Origin of the sequence: Microbacterium sp. Leaf179 (assembly GCF_001423785.1) — a bacterium.
In the GTDB taxonomy this organism is placed as follows: Bacteria; Actinomycetota; Actinomycetes; order Actinomycetales; family Microbacteriaceae; genus Microbacterium.
This window is the reverse complement of sequence record NZ_LMPH01000002.1, coordinates 484,496-500,316: the sequence shown is the minus strand read 5'-3', so window position 1 is coordinate 500,316 and position 15,821 is coordinate 484,496. Positions and strand designations below refer to the sequence as shown.

The following is a 15,821-nucleotide window of genomic DNA, read 5'->3' as shown; positions in this document are numbered from 1 at the left end:
CGGCGACTCCGCCGCGACGCGACCAGTCAAGCGCGCCATTGTCTCCGCGGTGTTACACCCGGGTCACCGTGTCGCGAAGGCTAGCGATCCTGTGCGGGGGACTCGCCGACCGCGAGCGCGTGCAGAAGGGTCGACAGGTGGCGGATGTCGGCCACCGACCAATCGGCCATCGCCTCGAACAGGCGACTCTCGTGCGGGGCGCGGGCGTCGGCGAGCCGCGCGTGCCCGACCTCGGTCACCGCGATGAGGCGCGAGCGGCGATCGTTCGGATCGGGTGTGCGGGTCACCAGGCCCAGCTCTTCCAGCTCGCTGATCGATCGGCTGAGGAAGCCCTTGTCGGCCGAGAGCCGTTCGGCGAGAGCCGAGAGCGTGAGCGGGCCGAACCTGCTGACGACGGAGAGGGCCTTGAAGGTGGCCGGGAGCATCCCGGGACTCACGCGTTCCGCCGCTTCGGAGACGAAGCGGCGGAACACGGTCATGAGCTCCGAGAACGACGACTCCAGGGCCTGGACGGCCTCGCGGCGGTCATCGTTCGATTCGCTCATCACGTCAGTCATCCTCTCCCATCTCGGCGCCACGGCGTGCGCGGCGCGAGGCAGCGGCATCCGGGGTCGTGATGGATCCCGTCGCGGCGAGCGTCGCCATGCCGGCCGGAACCGAGACGGTGGCGAAGTCGGCCTCGCTCGCGGCGACGCGCTCGGTCGTCGTCATGCGGGTGAGGGGGCGGTTGGGGAGGAACAGGATGGCGATGAGGCTGACCACCGCCACCGGAACGGCGATGAGGAACGAGTGCGCGATCGACTGCGCGTAGATGTCCTCGACGATGACGCGGACGGTGTCGGGGAGGGCCGACACCTGCGGAATGGTGCCCGACTGCAGGGACTGGGCCACCGCGGCGCCGTCGGCGCCGAGACCCATGATCGCGGTCTTGAGCTCGTCGGCTCGGTCGGTGAACAGGCTCGCCGCCATGCTCGCGAGGGCGGCGCCCATGACCGACACGCCGATGGTGCCGCCGAGGCTGCGGAAGAACGTCACGCCCGAGCTCGCCGCGCCCATCTGGGTGGGGTTGGCCGTGTTCTGCACGATGAGCACGAGGTTCTGCATCGTCATGCCGACTCCGGCGCCGAGCAGGGCCATGTACACCGAGACCAGCGCGAAGTTCGTGTCGTAGTGGATCGTCGACAGCAGGAACGACCCGGCGATCAGCAGCACACCACCGGCGATGAGGAACGGCTTCCAGTGCCCGTGACGCGAGATGAGCGCGCCCACGACGATCGACGAGATCAGCAGGCCCGCGATCATCGGGATGGTCATGACGCCGGCCTCGGTGGGCGTGGCTCCCCGCGCCATCTGCATGTACTGGCTCAGGAAGACGGAGGTGCCGAACATCGCCAGCCCCGTCGCGATCGACGCGATCGTCGCCAGGGTGAAGGTGGCGTCGCGGAACAGGGTGAGCGGCACGAGCGGCTCGGAGGAGCGCAGTTCGACGACCACGAACAGGACGGCGGCGAGCACGGCTCCACCGACCATCACGGCGGTCTCGACGCTGGCCCAGTCGAAGGTCTTTCCGGCGTTGGTCACCCAGATGAGGATGAGCGAGACCGCGGTCGAGAGCAGCACGATGCCCAGGTAGTCGATCTTCACCTTGCGCTTCGCTCGCGCCGGCAGGTGCAGGGTGCGCTGCTGGATGAGCAGGGCCACGACGGCGAAGGGCAGGGCGACGAAGAAGTTCCAGCGCCAGCCGAAGGCGTCGGTGATGACGCCGCCGAGCAGCGGCCCGCCGACCGTGGCCACGGCCATGACCGCCCCGAACAGGCCCATGTACCGGCCGCGCTCGCGCGGGCTGATGATGTCGGCCATGATGACCTGGCTGAGGGCGGCGAGACCGCCGGCACCCAGGCCCTGCACGGCGCGGAAGGCGATCAGCATGTTCGTGTCCTGCGCGAAGCCGGCGGCGGCCGTGGCGAGCACGAAGATCGCGATGGCGATCTGGATGAGCAGCTTGCGGTTGAACAGGTCGGCGAGCTTGCCCCAGATGGGGGTCGAGATCGCGGTGGTGAGCAGGGTCGCGGTGATGACCCAGGTGTAGGCGTTCTGGTCGCCCGACAGGTCGTGCACGATGACCGGCAGCGACGTCGAGACGACGGTCGAGGCGAGCATCGACACGAAGGTGCCGAGCAGCAGCCCGATGAGGGCGGGGAGCACGCGCCGCTGGGCGGGCGTGTCTGTGGTGGGGGAGGTGGTCATGCGGAACTCCACGGAGGGGACGGATGCCGCGACGACGATGGCGCGTTAGTTGACTAACGTCAACGATACGCCTGATGCTTGACTTGCGTCAACTATTAATCGAGGAGCGCCAGGGCGCGGTACCTCTCGGTCGGTTCCGTCCGCACGGGTTCGGGGCGCGGCTGACGCGTCTGCATGGTGCGGTGGTAGAGCTCGTCGATGAGCGAGGTCGCCAGGCCCACGAGCTTCGCGATCTCGCGTTCGTCGCGGTCGATCCACTGGCAGCGCGGTTCGTCGCCGACGGGGACGAAGGCGTCGTGCTGCTCCCAGGCGACGAGCGTGCGTTCCGCGCCGAGCACGTGCTGCTGCCACCAGATCTGGCGCATGTACGTGCGGGGGATCGAGCGCCACGCTTTGTTCGTCGTCTTGATCTCGGCGAGCACGATGCGCCCCTCGCCGTCGACGACGACGCCGTCGGGGGTGGCCAGGTGACGCTTCTCGACGACCGCGTGATATAGCGCCGACGAAGGGCGGATGCCGTGGGTCGCCGCGACCCACGCGGCGATCTCGGGTTCGCGCCGACGGCCGTGCGCGGTGAAGGCGTTGCCCGAGAAGTTCGAGCCCATGAGCTTGGCATCCGCGGCGCGCGAGATGGCGTTGTGGCTCGTCAACGTGGCGACGTCGGTGGCCGTGATCCCGCGCGAGCGGGCCCGGATCCAGGCGACCCGATCCCGCGAATCGGCGACGATGCGGGCGTCGAGGTCGGCGCTGCGAGAGGCGACGAGCTCGGGGGACATGCGTTCGACCCTAACCCCGCGCGCCCGTGGATCGGATGCGAACCCCGGCGCGTCGGCATCCGGGGTCTTGTCCTCGAAGTAAGGGTGACCTAAGTTGATCGTCATGAGTTCGGATGCCGTTTCGCTGCGCCGCCCCGACGGGGGCCGCTGGTGCGATCTCGAGGGTGCTGTGCTGCTCGGTGGTGACGCACGGAACCTCCCCGAGATGCGGCGTATCGCCGCCGCCCTCTCGCCCGCCGCGCACCTGACGGTGCTGGTCGAGGTGTGCGGGTCGGATCAGGTGGGCGTCATCGACGCCCGCGAGGGGCGGGTGAGTTGGCTCGACCGCTCGCTCGAGGGCGGGCTGCGGCCGCGCGGCGAGCGTCTCGCGCAGGCGATCCACGCCTGGTGCGCCGAGTGGGCGTGCGGAGACGACCCGGTGTGCACGGTCTGGCTCGGCGCCCGCACGCCCGCGCGCATCGTGCGCATGACTCGGGCCCTGCTGCCCGAACCCCGCGTGTCCTGACGCGGGGGAGTCCGGCCTGCCGCGGCCGCGGGGGAACGGGCGCGCGGGTGGTGGTTCGGTGGGGACGCACACGATCGCCGAGGACGTACCCGGTCGTTGCCCATGCGATGCGTCATCGTCGATCGAGTGCGTCCTCGTGAGGGTCGGTGGGCCTCCTGGCGTGCGCGCCTGTGGAAAGACACCGACGCCCGGACGTCGGAGTCGGCAGTGTGGACGCATGCAGGCGGAATCACCGATCGAACTCGCTCGGCGGTCGCTCTTCTCCAGATCGGAACTACGCGAGCGCGGTGTGTCCGAATCGGAGCTGAGGAAGGCCGGCACCGGCGGCGCGTGGTCACGAATCGAGCCCGGGGTGTACATCGCCCGCGACGAATGGACCGCGGCGCGGCCGGCCGACCGCCACCGCTTCGCGATCCTCGCCGCCGTCCGCAGGGCGCGCGATGCCGGCGGGGTGGTCTCCCACCTCTCGGCGGCCGTTCTGCACGGTCTGCCGCTCTACCGCTTCCGCGGCGGACCCGTGCACGCGATGGTTCCGCGCTCCGCCCATCCACCGAGTGGTCGCGCACTGCGCCGGCACACAGGCGCCCTCGACCCCCAGGATGTCGTCGTCGTCGACGGGATCCGCTGCACCTCGCTCGGGCGGACGGTTTTCGACATCGCCTGCACCGAGCCGCGGGAGGTGGCGTTGAGCTGCGCCGATGGGGCTCTTCGTCTCGTCGCTGTGCGCGGCCGGCGGGTCGACTCCGACGCGCAGACCCTCTGGCGTGACGCCATGCGCGAGCGCGTCGTGAGCGCTCGGGGTCGACGCGGGGTGCGCGAGGCCGCCTGGGTCATCGAGTTCGCCGATGGAAGGGCGGAGTTGCCGGGTGAGAGCGTGAGTCGACTGCAGCTGCACCGGCTCGGTTTCCGCGACATCGACCTGCAGGTGGCGGTGGGGGGCCCGCGGGGGTCCGCGTATTTCGTCGACATCGCGCTGCGTGACGTGCGGACGTTCTGGGAGTTCGACGGTGAGGTGAAGTATCGGGACCCCTCCCTCCGCAGAGGTCGTTCCGTCGAAGACGTCGTCCTGGACGAGAAGCGACGCGAAGACTGGATCCGCGGTGTCACGCAATGGCGATTGTGTCGCGGCGGCTTCGCCGACATCGCCTCGCCGGAGGCGCTCGCCGCCCGCCTGGCGGCTTTCGGGGTGAGGCCGCCGCGATGATCGGCGAGGGCGTACTCGCTCGTCGAGGACGCATCCGTTCGGCATCGATCGGATGCGTCCTCGACGAAGCAGTGCGTCCTCGGCGCTCGAGCATCGCGGGGGCGGGCGCGGCGGGACGGGCGGCGGGCGGGCGGATTGGCGAAGGGGGCGGGCGTCGGGTACAGTGGAGGCAAGCCAAAGACCGTCGGTTATCGGAGTGCTCGCATTCTGATCGAAGCGTCTGCTGAGAAGCAGAGAACCTACGCAGGTCACTTGAACTCCTCCCGATCGGGAATCCGAGCTCCGTGCGCCTGCGCCGGAGCTCTTCTTTTTTGCCCAGACCCCGGTGTCTTCGGCCGGCGCCCCGTCATCGCGGAGCGCCTCGTATACACAAGGAGTGGCCATGGCGCAGAAGGATGCATCGGTCGCCGAGCTCACGAAGCATTTCGAGAACTCGACCGCCGTTCTGCTGACCGAGTACCGCGGTCTGACGGTTGCCCAGCTCAAGCAGCTGCGCAACGACATCCGTCAGGACGCGGATTACGCCGTGGTGAAGAACACGCTGACCAAGATCGCCGCGGCAAACGCGGGGGTCACGGGACTGGATGACGAGCTCAAGGGCCCGTCTGCCATCGCGTTCGTGCACGGCGACCCCGTCGCCGTCGCGAAGGGCCTGCGTGCCTTCGCCAAGGCTAACCCTCAGCTCGTGGTGAAGGGCGGCTACTTCGATGGCGCCGCTCTGACCGCGGATGAGGTCAACAAGCTCGCCGATCTCGAAAGCCGTGAAGTCCTGCTGGCGAAGCTCGCCGGTGCGATGAAGGCGACGATGACCAAGGCGGCATACGTCTTCCAGGCGCTTCCGTCGAAGGCCGTTCGCACGGTCGACGCGCTGCGCGAGAAGCAGGACACCGCGGCCTGACCCGGCCCGGCTGATTAACCCGATCAAGGAGATACAACATGGCTAAGCTCAGCACCGAAGAGCTTCTCGCGGCGTTCAAGGAGCTCACGCTCATCGAGCTGTCCGAGTTCGTCAAGGCGTTCGAAGAGACCTTCGACGTCACCGCTGCCGCCCCCGTCGCGGTTGCCGGCCCCGCCGCCGGTGGCGCTGCCCCCGCCGAAGAGGTCGAGGAGAAGGACTCGTTCGACGTCGTTCTCGAGGCCGCCGGCGACAAGAAGATCCAGGTCATCAAGGTCGTCCGCGAGCTCACCTCGCTCGGCCTCGGCGAGGCCAAGGCCGTCGTCGACGGTGCTCCCAAGGCCGTGCTCGAGGGCGCGAACAAGGAGACCGCCGAGAAGGCCAAGGAGGCCCTCGAGGCTGCCGGCGCTTCGGTGACCCTCAAGTAATAACGCTTCACCGTCGCGGCAACGCGACCACACGAGAACCCGGATGCCATGGCATCCGGGTTCTCGTCGTCTCACCCGCGCGTCGGCGGGCGGGTGAGTCTCGACCGGTCGGAAAGGGTCCGCGCAGACGGCTTCACCGTTCACACGATGGCAACGAATGAAGCCTGGGAATTCCTGATGAGGTCGTCTACGGTCGAAGAGACCCCCCGTCGATCCCCCCACCCGACGATGACCGTCGGATTCGCAGGAGACCCATGTCCCCCATGCCTTCTCGGCGCCCCTCGGGCCGCACCTCGACCGCGCTGAGCGCGGCGGTGGCCGCCGCCCTCCTGGGTTCCGCCCTGGTCGCCCCGGCTGCTTCGGCGGCCCCCATCGACTCCGGGGCACCTTCGCTGCCGGTCGTCGAGACGTCGGCCCCCGACGCACCGGACACCGCCGCCCCCGGCGACGTCGTGCCGCAGCCCGACACCGCACAGACCGCCTCACCCGCCCCCACGCCGGCGGATCCGACGACGCAAGAGACGGCCGCGACCGAGCCCCCCGCTGCCGAGACCCCCGCCGCCGAGACCCCCGCCGCCGAAGCGGCCGCGGCGGCGGAGGTCACCGCCATCCGCGACATCCAGGGCGAGGGCGACACCACCCCGCGGGGCGGGCAGTCCGTCACCACGCGCGGCGTCGTGACCGCCGCGTACCCGACCGGCGGGTACGACGGGTTCTTCCTGCAGACCGCGGGCACCGGTGGCGACCTGGGCGCCGATCACACGGCATCCGATGCGATCTTCGTCTACGGCTCCCGCGCGGTGGCCGAGGTCGCGGTCGGTGACCACGTCGAGGTCAGCGGAACCGCGAGCGAGTACAACGGCCTCACTCAGATCGTCTCGGACTCCGACCTCGTCACGGTGCTGACCGACGCGGCCGAGCCCGTCACCCCGGCGACCGTCGCGTGGCCGCGGACAGACGAGGAGCGCGAGCGCCTCGAGGGGATGCTGCTGGCACCCCAGGGCGACTTCACCGTCACCAACACCTACAGCACGGGCCAGTACGCCGAAGTGGGCCTGGCCGCGGGCACCACTCCGCTGCTCGCCCCCACCGAGGTCGCGCGCCCGGGCACCGCCGAGTTCGACGACGTCGTGGCCGACAACGCCGCCCGCGCCGTGGTCCTCGACGACGGAGCGTCGCTGAACTTCCAGCGCTCGGCCACCGATGTGCCCCTGCCGTACCTGTCGCTCACCGACCCCGTGCGCGTCGGCGCTCCGGCGTCGTTCACCCGGCCGGTCGTGCTCGATTTCCGTAACGACGCGTGGAAGTTCCAGCCCACCGGGCAGCTCACCGTCGACAACGCCGCCGACGTGCAGCCGGCGACCTTCGAGAACACGCGCACCGCGCGGCCCGCCGACGTCGGCGGCACCGTACAGGTGGCCAGCTTCAACGTGCTGAACTACTTCACCACCACCGCCGAAGACGTCGGCTGCGACTCGGTCTACACCGACCGCGAGGGCAACCCGATCACGGCCAACCGCTGCGCCGAGCCGGGTCCGCGCGGAGCCGCGAACGACGAGAACCTCCAGCGCCAGCAGGCGAAGATCGTCGCCGCCCTGAACGCCCTCGACGCGGAGGTGGTCTCGCTCGAAGAGATCGAGAACTCCGCCGCTCTCGGGAAGGACCGTGACGAGGCGCTCTCGACCCTCGTGGGGGCGCTCAACGCCGACCTGGGCGAGGACGCCTGGGCGTTCGTCGCCTCGCCGACCGCGCTCCCGGCGTCGGAGGACGTCATCCGCACCGCCTTCATCTACAAGCGTGCGGCGGTCGCGCCGGTCGGCGACAGCGTCATCCTCGACGACCCCGCGTTCGCCAACGCGCGACAGCCGCTGGCCCAGGCCTTCGCGGCCGCCGGCGACGACGAAGCGTCGTTCCTCGCGATCGTGAACCACTTCAAGTCGAAGAGCGACAGCGATCCCGCAGCCTCGGGCGACAACGCCGACGGCGACCAGGGCGCCTTCAACGGCGACCGCGTGCGTCAGGCGCAGGCGCTCGTCGACTTCGCCGCCGCGCGCACCGCCGACACCGGCGTCGACGAGGTTTTCCTGCTCGGCGACTTCAACGCGTACACGCAGGAGGACCCGATGCAGGTGCTCCGCGACGCGGGGTACGCCGATCTGGGGTCCACGACCGGTGAGTACACGTACTCGTTCAGCGGTCAGTCCGGCTCGCTCGACCACGTGCTGGCGTCTCCGGCCGCGCAGGAGCTCGTCACGGGAACCGACGTCTGGAACATCAACGCCGGTGAAGCTCTCGCGCCGGAGTACAGCCGGTACAACGCCAATGTGCGCAACTTCTACGACGCGTCCCCCTACCGCTCCAGCGACCACGATCCCGTGGTCGTCGGGCTCGACCTGTCGGGGACGACCGAGCTGAACCTGCTCAACATCAACGACTTCCACGGGCGCATCGACACCAACACCGTGAAGTTCGCCGGCACGATCGAGCAGCTGCGGGCCGAGAAGGGCGAGCAGCGGTCGCTGTTCCTCTCCAACGGTGACAACATCGGCGCGTCGCTCTTCGCCTCGGCCAACGCCGACGACGCGCCCACGATCGACGTGCTCAACGCGCTCGGGCTCGCGGCATCCGCCGTCGGCAACCACGAGTTCGACAAGGGCATCGACGACCTGACCGGCCGGGTCACCGAGCGTTCCGCATTCCCGTACCTGGGGGCGAACGTCTACCGGGACGGTCGACCGCTGCTGCCCGGCTACGAGATCGTCGAGGTGAACGGACTGCGCGTCGGCGTCGTCGGCGCGGTGACCGAGGAGACGGCGTCGCTCGTCAGCCCCGGAGGGATCGAGGGCCTGGAGTTCCGCGAGCCCGTGGCCGAGGTGAACCGCGTGGTCGCCGAGATCCGCGATCAGGTCGACGTGCTCGTCGCCGAGTTCCACGAAGGCGCGGCCCAGGGCGACGCGGCGGGCACCACCCTCGACGACGCGATCGCCGCGGGCGGGGCGTTCGCCCGCATCGTGACCGAGACCGATGCCGACGTGGATGCCATCTTCACCGGCCACACGCACGAGGAGTACGCGTGGGAGGCCCCGGTTCCCGGCGGTGACGGGACGCGTCCCGTGCTGCAGACCGGCAACTACGGCGAGAACATCGGCCAGGTCGTGCTGACGATCGATCGCGAGAGCGGCGACGTGGTCGACCACGAGGCTCGCAACGTTCCGCGCCTGGCGGCCGAGATCGTCGAGGACGACCCCGAGCAGACCGCCGAGAACAGCGCCGCGCTCGACGCCGACCTCATCGCGACGTACCCGCGGGTGGCCGAGGTGGACGACATCGTCGACCGTGCCCTGGCCGAGGCCGACCTCGTCGGTTCGCGCCCGGTGGGATCGGTCACGGCCGACATCACCACCGCCTTCCTCGGCGGGGCGTACGTCGACGGCGTGTACACGGGCGGCCAGCGCGACGACCGGTCGAAGCAGTCCGCGCTCGGCAATCTCGTCGCCGACGCGCTGCTCGACACGCTCGACGACCCCGCCCGCGGCGGGGCCGACATCACCGTGGTCAACCCGGGCGGCCTGCGCGCCGAACTGCTGCGCGGCGACGACGGCGTGATCACGTTCGCCGAGGCGAACGCGGTGCTGCCGTTCGTGAACAACCTGGGCACGACCACCCTCACCGGCGACCAGCTGCGCCGCCTGCTCGAGCAGCAGTGGGGCGACGAAGCGGGCCGTGCCGCGACGCTGGCGCTGAGCGTGTCCGAGAACCTGCGCTACACCTACGACGCCACTCGGGCGCCGGGGCAGCGCATCTCGGGCCTGTGGGTCGACGATGTCGCGGTGGATCCCGCGGCGTCGTATCGCGTCGGCTCGTTCAGCTTCCTGCTGCAGGGCGGTGACGCGTTCACCGTGTTCGACGAGGGCACGGAGCCGCGCGACTCGGGTCTCATCGACCGCGACGGCTGGATCTCGTACCTGTCGGCCCATCCGGGCCTCGCGCCCGACTTCGGTGCCCGCGCGGTCGAGGTGACGGGTGCGCCGACCGAGGTCATCCGTGGCGCCGAGACGTCGTTCACGGTCTCGGGGCTCGACCTGACCTCGCTCGGCAGCCCCGCCGCCACCGAGGCCACGGTGACGGTCGGTGCGGGAGAACCTCAGACGGTGCCCGTCCGCGACGGCGTCGCCCAGGTCACCCTCACGGTGCCCGTGGACGCCCCCGCCGAGGTCGGCATCCGCCTCGTCACGGCCTCGGGCTCGACGGCCACGGTGCCCGTGCGGGTCGTGGACGGTGCCGATGACGCGCCGTCGGGTCCGGGGGACTCCGGCGGCGGCGAGGCCGGCCCCGGCGCTCCCGGGTCGCTTCCGCGCACCGGTGCGGACACGGCGTGGATGGGCGGCGGCGTGCTGGCGGCCCTCGCGCTCCTGGGCATCGGTGTGGTGCTGCGTCGTCGCGGAGTGCGCCGGGCGGACTGAGCCGGAGAAGCACGGGACCCCGGATGCCACGGCATCCGGGGTCCCGTGCTGTCAGGCGGGGCGCGGGGGAGCGGTGGAGGAGCGCACCACCAGGCGGGTCGCCGCCTCAGTGCGTCGCGGGGGCTCGCTGGTGCCCTCGATCATCGACAGCAGCATGCGCGTCGCCTCGACGCCCTGGTCGAGCGGGAACTGCTCGACGGTGGTGAGGGCGAACATCTCGGCGTAGTCGTGGCCGTCGATGCCGACGACGCTGAGCTGCGTCGGAACGGAGATGCCCATGCGACGCGCGGCGATGATGACGCCGATGGCGACCTCGTCGCACGCGGCGACGACGCCCGTGGGGCGGGAGGCGGCGTCGGCGAGGAACGAGGCGGCGGCCGCGTACGCGTCGGTGATGGTCAGCGTGGACGGGACGTTGCGGATGCGGACGGCGAGTCCGTGGTCGTTCATGGCCTTGCGGTAGCCGATGGAACGCTCGTCGACGTCTTTCGCGGGGGCATCGCTGGGCGGCGTGCTGCCGACGAACGCGATGTCGGTGTGTCCCAGGGCGATGAGGTGCTGCGTGATGATGCGCGTGATGGCGATGTTGTCGAGGCCGAGGGTGGGAACCCCGGCGAGGGCGTTGCCGATGCTCACGACGGGTTTGCCGATGTTCGCGAGGCGTTCCAGATCGGCGTCGTCGGGTTCGAGGGCGACGGCGATGATGCCGTCGAAGCGCTTTCGGGCGAGGTAGGTGGAGTACAGGCTCTCGCGGTCGTTCGATCCGGGTTCGGCGACGTACAGGGTCACGTCGTACCCGCGGGGGATGAGGGTGCGCTCGACGCCCTCGACGATCGCGCCGAAGTACCAGCGGTTGACCTTCGGCACGATCAGGGCGATGGTGCTCGTGCGGCCGGTCGCCAGACTCACGGCGCTCGTGGAAGGGACGTAGCCGAGCGACTCCGCGGCGTCGGCGACGCGCCGACGCGTGTCGTCGGAGACGTAGCCGCCGCCGGTCAGTGCTCGGCTGGCGGTCGACTTGGACACGCCGGCCAGGCGTGCCACATCGGCGATTCCGCTCATCGTGTGTTCCTCGGGGTCCGATCGACATCGGTGTCGACGTCGAAGAAGAGTATCCGACAACGCGCTTTTGTGGAACCGGTTCCCCGCGATGCTTCCCTCCGGTTCTTCGCGTTTTTCCGCCAGTTATGCGTTCGTGATCTTTCGGCGTTGCGTCTCGTCGGGTTCTCGCCTACGGTGATCTGGAATCGGTTCCTGACAGGTTCCGATGCACCATTTGAACTCGAAGAGGAGAGACCACATGGGTATGTCACAGCGGTATCGCCTGCTGGCGCCCGTCGGGCTGCTGGCGGTCGGTGCGATTGCTCTCGCGGGCTGCGCCGAAGGCGACAGCAGCGGCGGCGGGAGCGGATCCGGGGGCGAGACGACCGTCCGCATCTCCGGCGGCATCACCGGCACCGAGGCCGACGCGCTGAACCAGAGCTTCGACCAGTTCACCGCGGACACGGGCATCAAGGTCGTCTACACCGGCGACAAGAGCTTCGAAGGCAACGTCGTGACCAAGGTCTCGGGTGGCGACGCCCCCGACATCGCGATCGTTCCGCAGCCGGGTCTGCTCAAGACCCTGATCGGCACCGGCGAGGTCCAGAAGGCCTCCGACGCCGTCTCGAGCAACGTCGACGAGTACTGGGGCGAGGACTGGAAGTCCTACGGCACCGAGGACGGCACGTTCTACGCCGCTCCCATGCTCGCCAACCTCAAGGGCTACGTCTGGTACTCGCCGGCGAAGTTCAAGGAGTGGGGCGTCGAGGTTCCCAAGACGTTCGACGAGCTGCTCACGCTCACGCAGACCATCCAGCAGAAGTCGGGCTCCGCACCCTGGTGCGCGGGCTTCGCCTCGGACGCCGCATCGGGCTGGCCCGGAACGGACTGGATCGAGGACATGGTCCTGCGTCAGTCCGGCCCCGACGTGTACGACCAGTGGGTGGCGAACGAGGTCACCTTCACCGACCCGCAGATCAAGGACGCCTTCGACGCCGTCGGCTCGATCCTGCTCAACCCGTCGTACGTCAACGCCGGTTTCGGTGACGTCAAGAGCATCAACTCGACCGCGTTCGCCGACGTCGCCGCCAAGGTGGCCGACGGCAGCTGCGCGATGACCCACCAGGCGTCGTTCCTCTCGGCGAACTTCCTCACGGTCACGAACGCGGCGGGCGAGACCCCCACGATCGCCCCCGACGGCGACGTGTACGCGTTCCTGCTCCCGGGCGTGAAGGAAGGCGAGCTGGCGGTCGAGGGTGGCGGCGAGTTCGTCGCGGCCTTCTCCGACGACGAGAGCGTCCAGAAGGTCGCCGAGTTCATGTCGACCCCCGAGTTCGCGGATGCTCGCGTCAAGCTCGGCGGCGTCATCTCGGCCAACAAGGGCGCCGACCCGTCGCTCGCCTCCAGTGAGTTCCTCACCGAGGCGATGAAGACGCTGCAGGACCCGAACACCACGCTGCGTTTCGACGCGTCCGACCTCATGCCGGCCACCGTCGGTTCGGGTTCGTTCTGGAAGGGCATGGTCAGCTGGATCGACGGCACGCCCACCGACGAGGTGCTCAGCAACATCCAGGCCGGCTACGACAACTAGCCGTTCCTGACGAGACCGATGGGCCGTCCGCGATGCGGGCGGCCCATCCGGTCCCGTCCTTCATCATCGCCCTCTCGCTCGGGCGTCAATCGATGAGCACGAAGGCGTGTTCGGGAGGGAAGTCATGACCGATATCAAAAACGCGGAGAAGGCGCCGGCGTCCTCGCCGGCGGGACGGACGAAAGCGACATCGTCGCGCGGCTCCGCGCACAACCACCGGACCACGGTCATCGTGGTCTCCGTCGCCCTCATCCTGGCGGTGGCGCTCTTCCTCTTCATGGTGACGCGGCCCGCGGCGGAGACGCGACCCACCACCCTGGGCTTCTCGCTCAACAGCTTCTTCACGTGGCTGGGCGGGCTCAACCCGCTCGCACAGATCCCGCTCGTCCTCCTCGCCTTCGGCGTCGTCGTCGGACTGCTGCTGCTGCTCATCGAGTACGCGCCGCGCGCGGGCAAGGGCTACTTCTGGCTCCGCCTGGTGGCGTGCTTCGCCATCCCGGTGATCGCCTTCATGCTGCTGCGTCCGTACCAGAACGCCGTGATCTACGTGCTCGGCATCGCGGTGCTGCTCGGCGCCGTGCTCTTCTACGCGGACTACCGGTCGCGTCAGGGGGCCGGGTACCTGTTCCAGCTCATCCTGTTCGCCGCCCCGGCGTCGATCCTGCTTCTGCTGGGGCTCGTCTACCCCGCGATCACCACGTTCTTCCAGTCGTTCTTCGACAAGACCGGTGACAACTTCGTCGGGTTCGAGAACTACATCTGGACCTTCACGAACCCCGAGGGCTTCTGGTCGGTCATCAACACCCTCATCTGGGTGCTGCTGGCGCCGACCATCGCGACGGCCATCGGCCTCGCGTACGCGGTCTTCATCGACCGCGCGGCCGGTGAGAAGTACCTCAAGGTCCTCATCTTCATGCCGTTCGCCATCTCGTTCGTCGGCGCCGGCATCATCTGGAAGTTCGTCTACGACTTCCGCCAGGACAACCAGATCGGCATCTTGAACGCCATCGTCACGGCGTTCGGCGGGCAGCCGGTGTCGTGGCTGTCGGCGGCGCCGCTGATCAACACCCTGCTCCTGGTCGTGGTCTTCATCTGGAGCCAGACCGGCCTCGCCATGGTCATCCTCTCGGCGGCCATCAAGGCCGTGCCGACGGAGCAGATGGAAGCGGCAGAGCTCGACGGCGCGAGCGCCTGGGAGCGGTTCATCAACGTCACCGTCCCCGGCATCCGTTCGTCGCTGATCGTGGTGCTGACCACGATCGCCATCGGTGCGCTCAAGATCTACGACATCGTCGCGGTCATGACCGGTGGACGCAACGACTCGACCGTCCTCGCCTTCGAGATGGTCAACCAGCAGCAGCGGTTCCAGAGCTACGGCCACTCCGCGGCGCTGGCCGTGGTGCTGTTCCTCTTCGTGCTGCCGCTGATCATCTTCAACGTGCGCCAGATCCGGAAGCAGAGGGAAGTGCGATGACCATCGGAGTAGATGTCGTCGAGCCGATCGTCGATTCACGTTCGGCCCGCCAGGTCGAGCGCGACACGCGCCGGCACGAGAAGACGGCGCAGAAGCGCCTCACGTCCAAGGGCGCGACGATCGCGGCCGTCGTCATCGCGTTCTTCTGGACGATCCCGACGTTCGGCCTGTTCGTCACGTCGTTCCGCCCCGGCTCCGACACGCAGTCGACCGGTTGGTGGACGGTGTTCACCGACCCCAGCTTCACGCTCGAGAACTACCGGCTCGCGCTGACCTCGGGCGGTACCGCCCTGACGCTGGCGTCGTCGTTCCTGAACTCGCTGGCGATCACGATCCCGGTGGTGCTGTTCGCCCTCGCGATCGCCTCGCTCATCGCCTACGCCTTCGCGTGGATCGACTTCAAGGGCCGCAACTTCTTCTTCATCTTCATCTTCGCGTTGCAGATCGTGCCGCTGCAGATGGCTCTCGTGCCGCTGCTGACACTGTTCTCGCGCGGACTGACGATCAACGAGGTCACGATCTTCCCGGGCTTCGACCTTCGCGGGGTGGAGCACAGCTTCGCCACCGTGTGGATCGCGCACGTGATCTTCGCGATGCCCCTGGCGATCTTCCTGCTGCACAACTTCATCGCCGAGATCCCGGGTGAGGTCATCGAGGCGGCTCGCGTCGACGGCGCCGGACACGGGCAGATCTTCTTCCGCCTGATCCTGCCGCTCGCGGCTCCCGCTCTGGCGTCGTTCGCGGTGCTCGAGTTCATCTGGGTGTGGAACGACCTGCTGGTGGCGACGATCTTCGCGCCATCGTCCTCTCTGCCTCTGACGCAATCGTTGAACTCGCTGTCGGGCACCTGGGGCGACCAGTGGTTCCTGCAGTCGGCGGGAACGTTCATCTCGATCCTCGTGCCGCTGCTGGTGTTCTTCCTGCTGCAGCGTTTCTTCGTACGCGGCCTGCTGGCAGGTGCGACGAAGGGCTGAGCCCGACTCCGGCGAAGGGGCGCGGCATCCACTCGGGTGTCGCGCCCCTTCGGCGTTTCGAGCGGATGCCGTGCCGTCCGCCGCCCGCCGTCCGCCGCCCGCCGCCCGCCGTGCGCCGCCCTCCGCATAAACGCTGTTCCTGCGCATAAACGCGGCGACGGAGCGTTTACGCGCAGGAAGAGCGTTTATGGCGGTGGGCCGGGGGTGCCCGAGGCGCGGCTGC

Annotated in this window: 12 protein-coding genes; 8 read left to right on the top strand and 4 right to left on the bottom strand. The window is 69.1% G+C overall.

The window, feature by feature from the left end; translation table 11 throughout:
- Positions 1 to 80 precede the first annotated feature (80 nt).
- From ASF96_RS09845 to ASF96_RS09835, 3 genes are all read right to left on the bottom strand, one after another.
- Complete coding sequence (locus ASF96_RS09845; RefSeq protein WP_191915950.1) at positions 81 to 557, bottom strand: MarR family winged helix-turn-helix transcriptional regulator; 477 nt, start codon at positions 555 to 557, stop codon at positions 81 to 83.
- Positions 550 to 2,247 carry an MDR family MFS transporter gene (locus ASF96_RS09840; RefSeq protein WP_055838817.1) on the bottom strand — a complete coding sequence of 566 codons (1,698 nt, stop codon included), beginning with the start codon at positions 2,245 to 2,247 and terminating at the stop codon, positions 550 to 552. The genes ASF96_RS09845 and ASF96_RS09840 overlap by 8 nt, the downstream gene beginning before the upstream one ends.
- A gap of 95 nt (positions 2,248 to 2,342) precedes the next feature.
- Positions 2,343 to 3,023 carry a YqaJ viral recombinase family protein gene (locus ASF96_RS09835; protein WP_055838814.1) on the bottom strand — a complete coding sequence of 227 codons (681 nt, stop codon included), beginning with the start codon at positions 3,021 to 3,023 and terminating at the stop codon, positions 2,343 to 2,345.
- Between the two features lie 103 nt (positions 3,024 to 3,126).
- Here ASF96_RS09835 and ASF96_RS09830 point away from each other — a divergent pair, with 103 nt between their 5' ends.
- The 5 genes from ASF96_RS09830 to ASF96_RS09810 all read left to right on the top strand — a co-directional run bounded on the left by ASF96_RS09830 (position 3,127) and on the right by ASF96_RS09810 (position 10,518).
- On the top strand, positions 3,127 to 3,528 hold the full coding sequence (locus ASF96_RS09830; RefSeq protein WP_055938598.1) for a hypothetical protein: 402 nt from the start codon (positions 3,127 to 3,129) through the stop codon (positions 3,526 to 3,528).
- A gap of 352 nt (positions 3,529 to 3,880) precedes the next feature.
- Positions 3,881 to 4,732, top strand: coding sequence for a hypothetical protein (locus tag ASF96_RS09825; RefSeq protein WP_156458796.1), 852 nt, complete (start codon positions 3,881 to 3,883; stop codon positions 4,730 to 4,732).
- A gap of 382 nt (positions 4,733 to 5,114) precedes the next feature.
- Complete coding sequence (gene rplJ, locus ASF96_RS09820; protein ID WP_055838805.1) at positions 5,115 to 5,630, top strand: 50S ribosomal protein L10; 516 nt, start codon at positions 5,115 to 5,117, stop codon at positions 5,628 to 5,630.
- Between the two features lie 38 nt (positions 5,631 to 5,668).
- Positions 5,669 to 6,055 (top strand): 50S ribosomal protein L7/L12, encoded by a 387-nt coding sequence (gene rplL, locus ASF96_RS09815; RefSeq protein ID WP_055938595.1) that lies wholly within the window; start codon positions 5,669 to 5,671, stop codon positions 6,053 to 6,055.
- Between the two features lie 254 nt (positions 6,056 to 6,309).
- Entirely contained in the window at positions 6,310 to 10,518 is a 4,209-nt protein-coding gene (locus ASF96_RS09810; RefSeq protein WP_235560573.1) for an ExeM/NucH family extracellular endonuclease, read from the top strand.
- A 51-nt stretch (positions 10,519 to 10,569) separates the two neighbouring features.
- On the opposite strand, the gene ASF96_RS09805 is transcribed toward ASF96_RS09810, so the two are convergent.
- Positions 10,570 to 11,580: a LacI family DNA-binding transcriptional regulator gene (locus tag ASF96_RS09805; RefSeq protein WP_055938591.1), complete on the bottom strand. Its 1,011-nt coding sequence runs from the start codon at positions 11,578 to 11,580 to the stop codon at positions 10,570 to 10,572.
- Between the two features lie 238 nt (positions 11,581 to 11,818).
- Here ASF96_RS09805 and ASF96_RS09800 point away from each other — a divergent pair, with 238 nt between their 5' ends.
- The 3 genes from ASF96_RS09800 (at position 11,819) to ASF96_RS09790 (ending at position 15,598) form a co-directional block, all read left to right on the top strand.
- Entirely contained in the window at positions 11,819 to 13,150 is a 1,332-nt protein-coding gene (locus tag ASF96_RS09800) for an ABC transporter substrate-binding protein (RefSeq protein WP_055938588.1), read from the top strand.
- A 277-nt stretch (positions 13,151 to 13,427) separates the two neighbouring features.
- The gene (locus ASF96_RS09795) at positions 13,428 to 14,624 is read left to right on the top strand and encodes a carbohydrate ABC transporter permease (protein WP_055839543.1); all 1,197 of its coding nucleotides are present in this window, start codon (positions 13,428 to 13,430) and stop codon (positions 14,622 to 14,624) included.
- Complete coding sequence (locus ASF96_RS09790; RefSeq protein WP_055838795.1) at positions 14,621 to 15,598, top strand: carbohydrate ABC transporter permease; 978 nt, start codon at positions 14,621 to 14,623, stop codon at positions 15,596 to 15,598. The genes ASF96_RS09795 and ASF96_RS09790 overlap by 4 nt, the downstream gene beginning before the upstream one ends.
- Positions 15,599 to 15,821 lie beyond the last annotated feature (223 nt).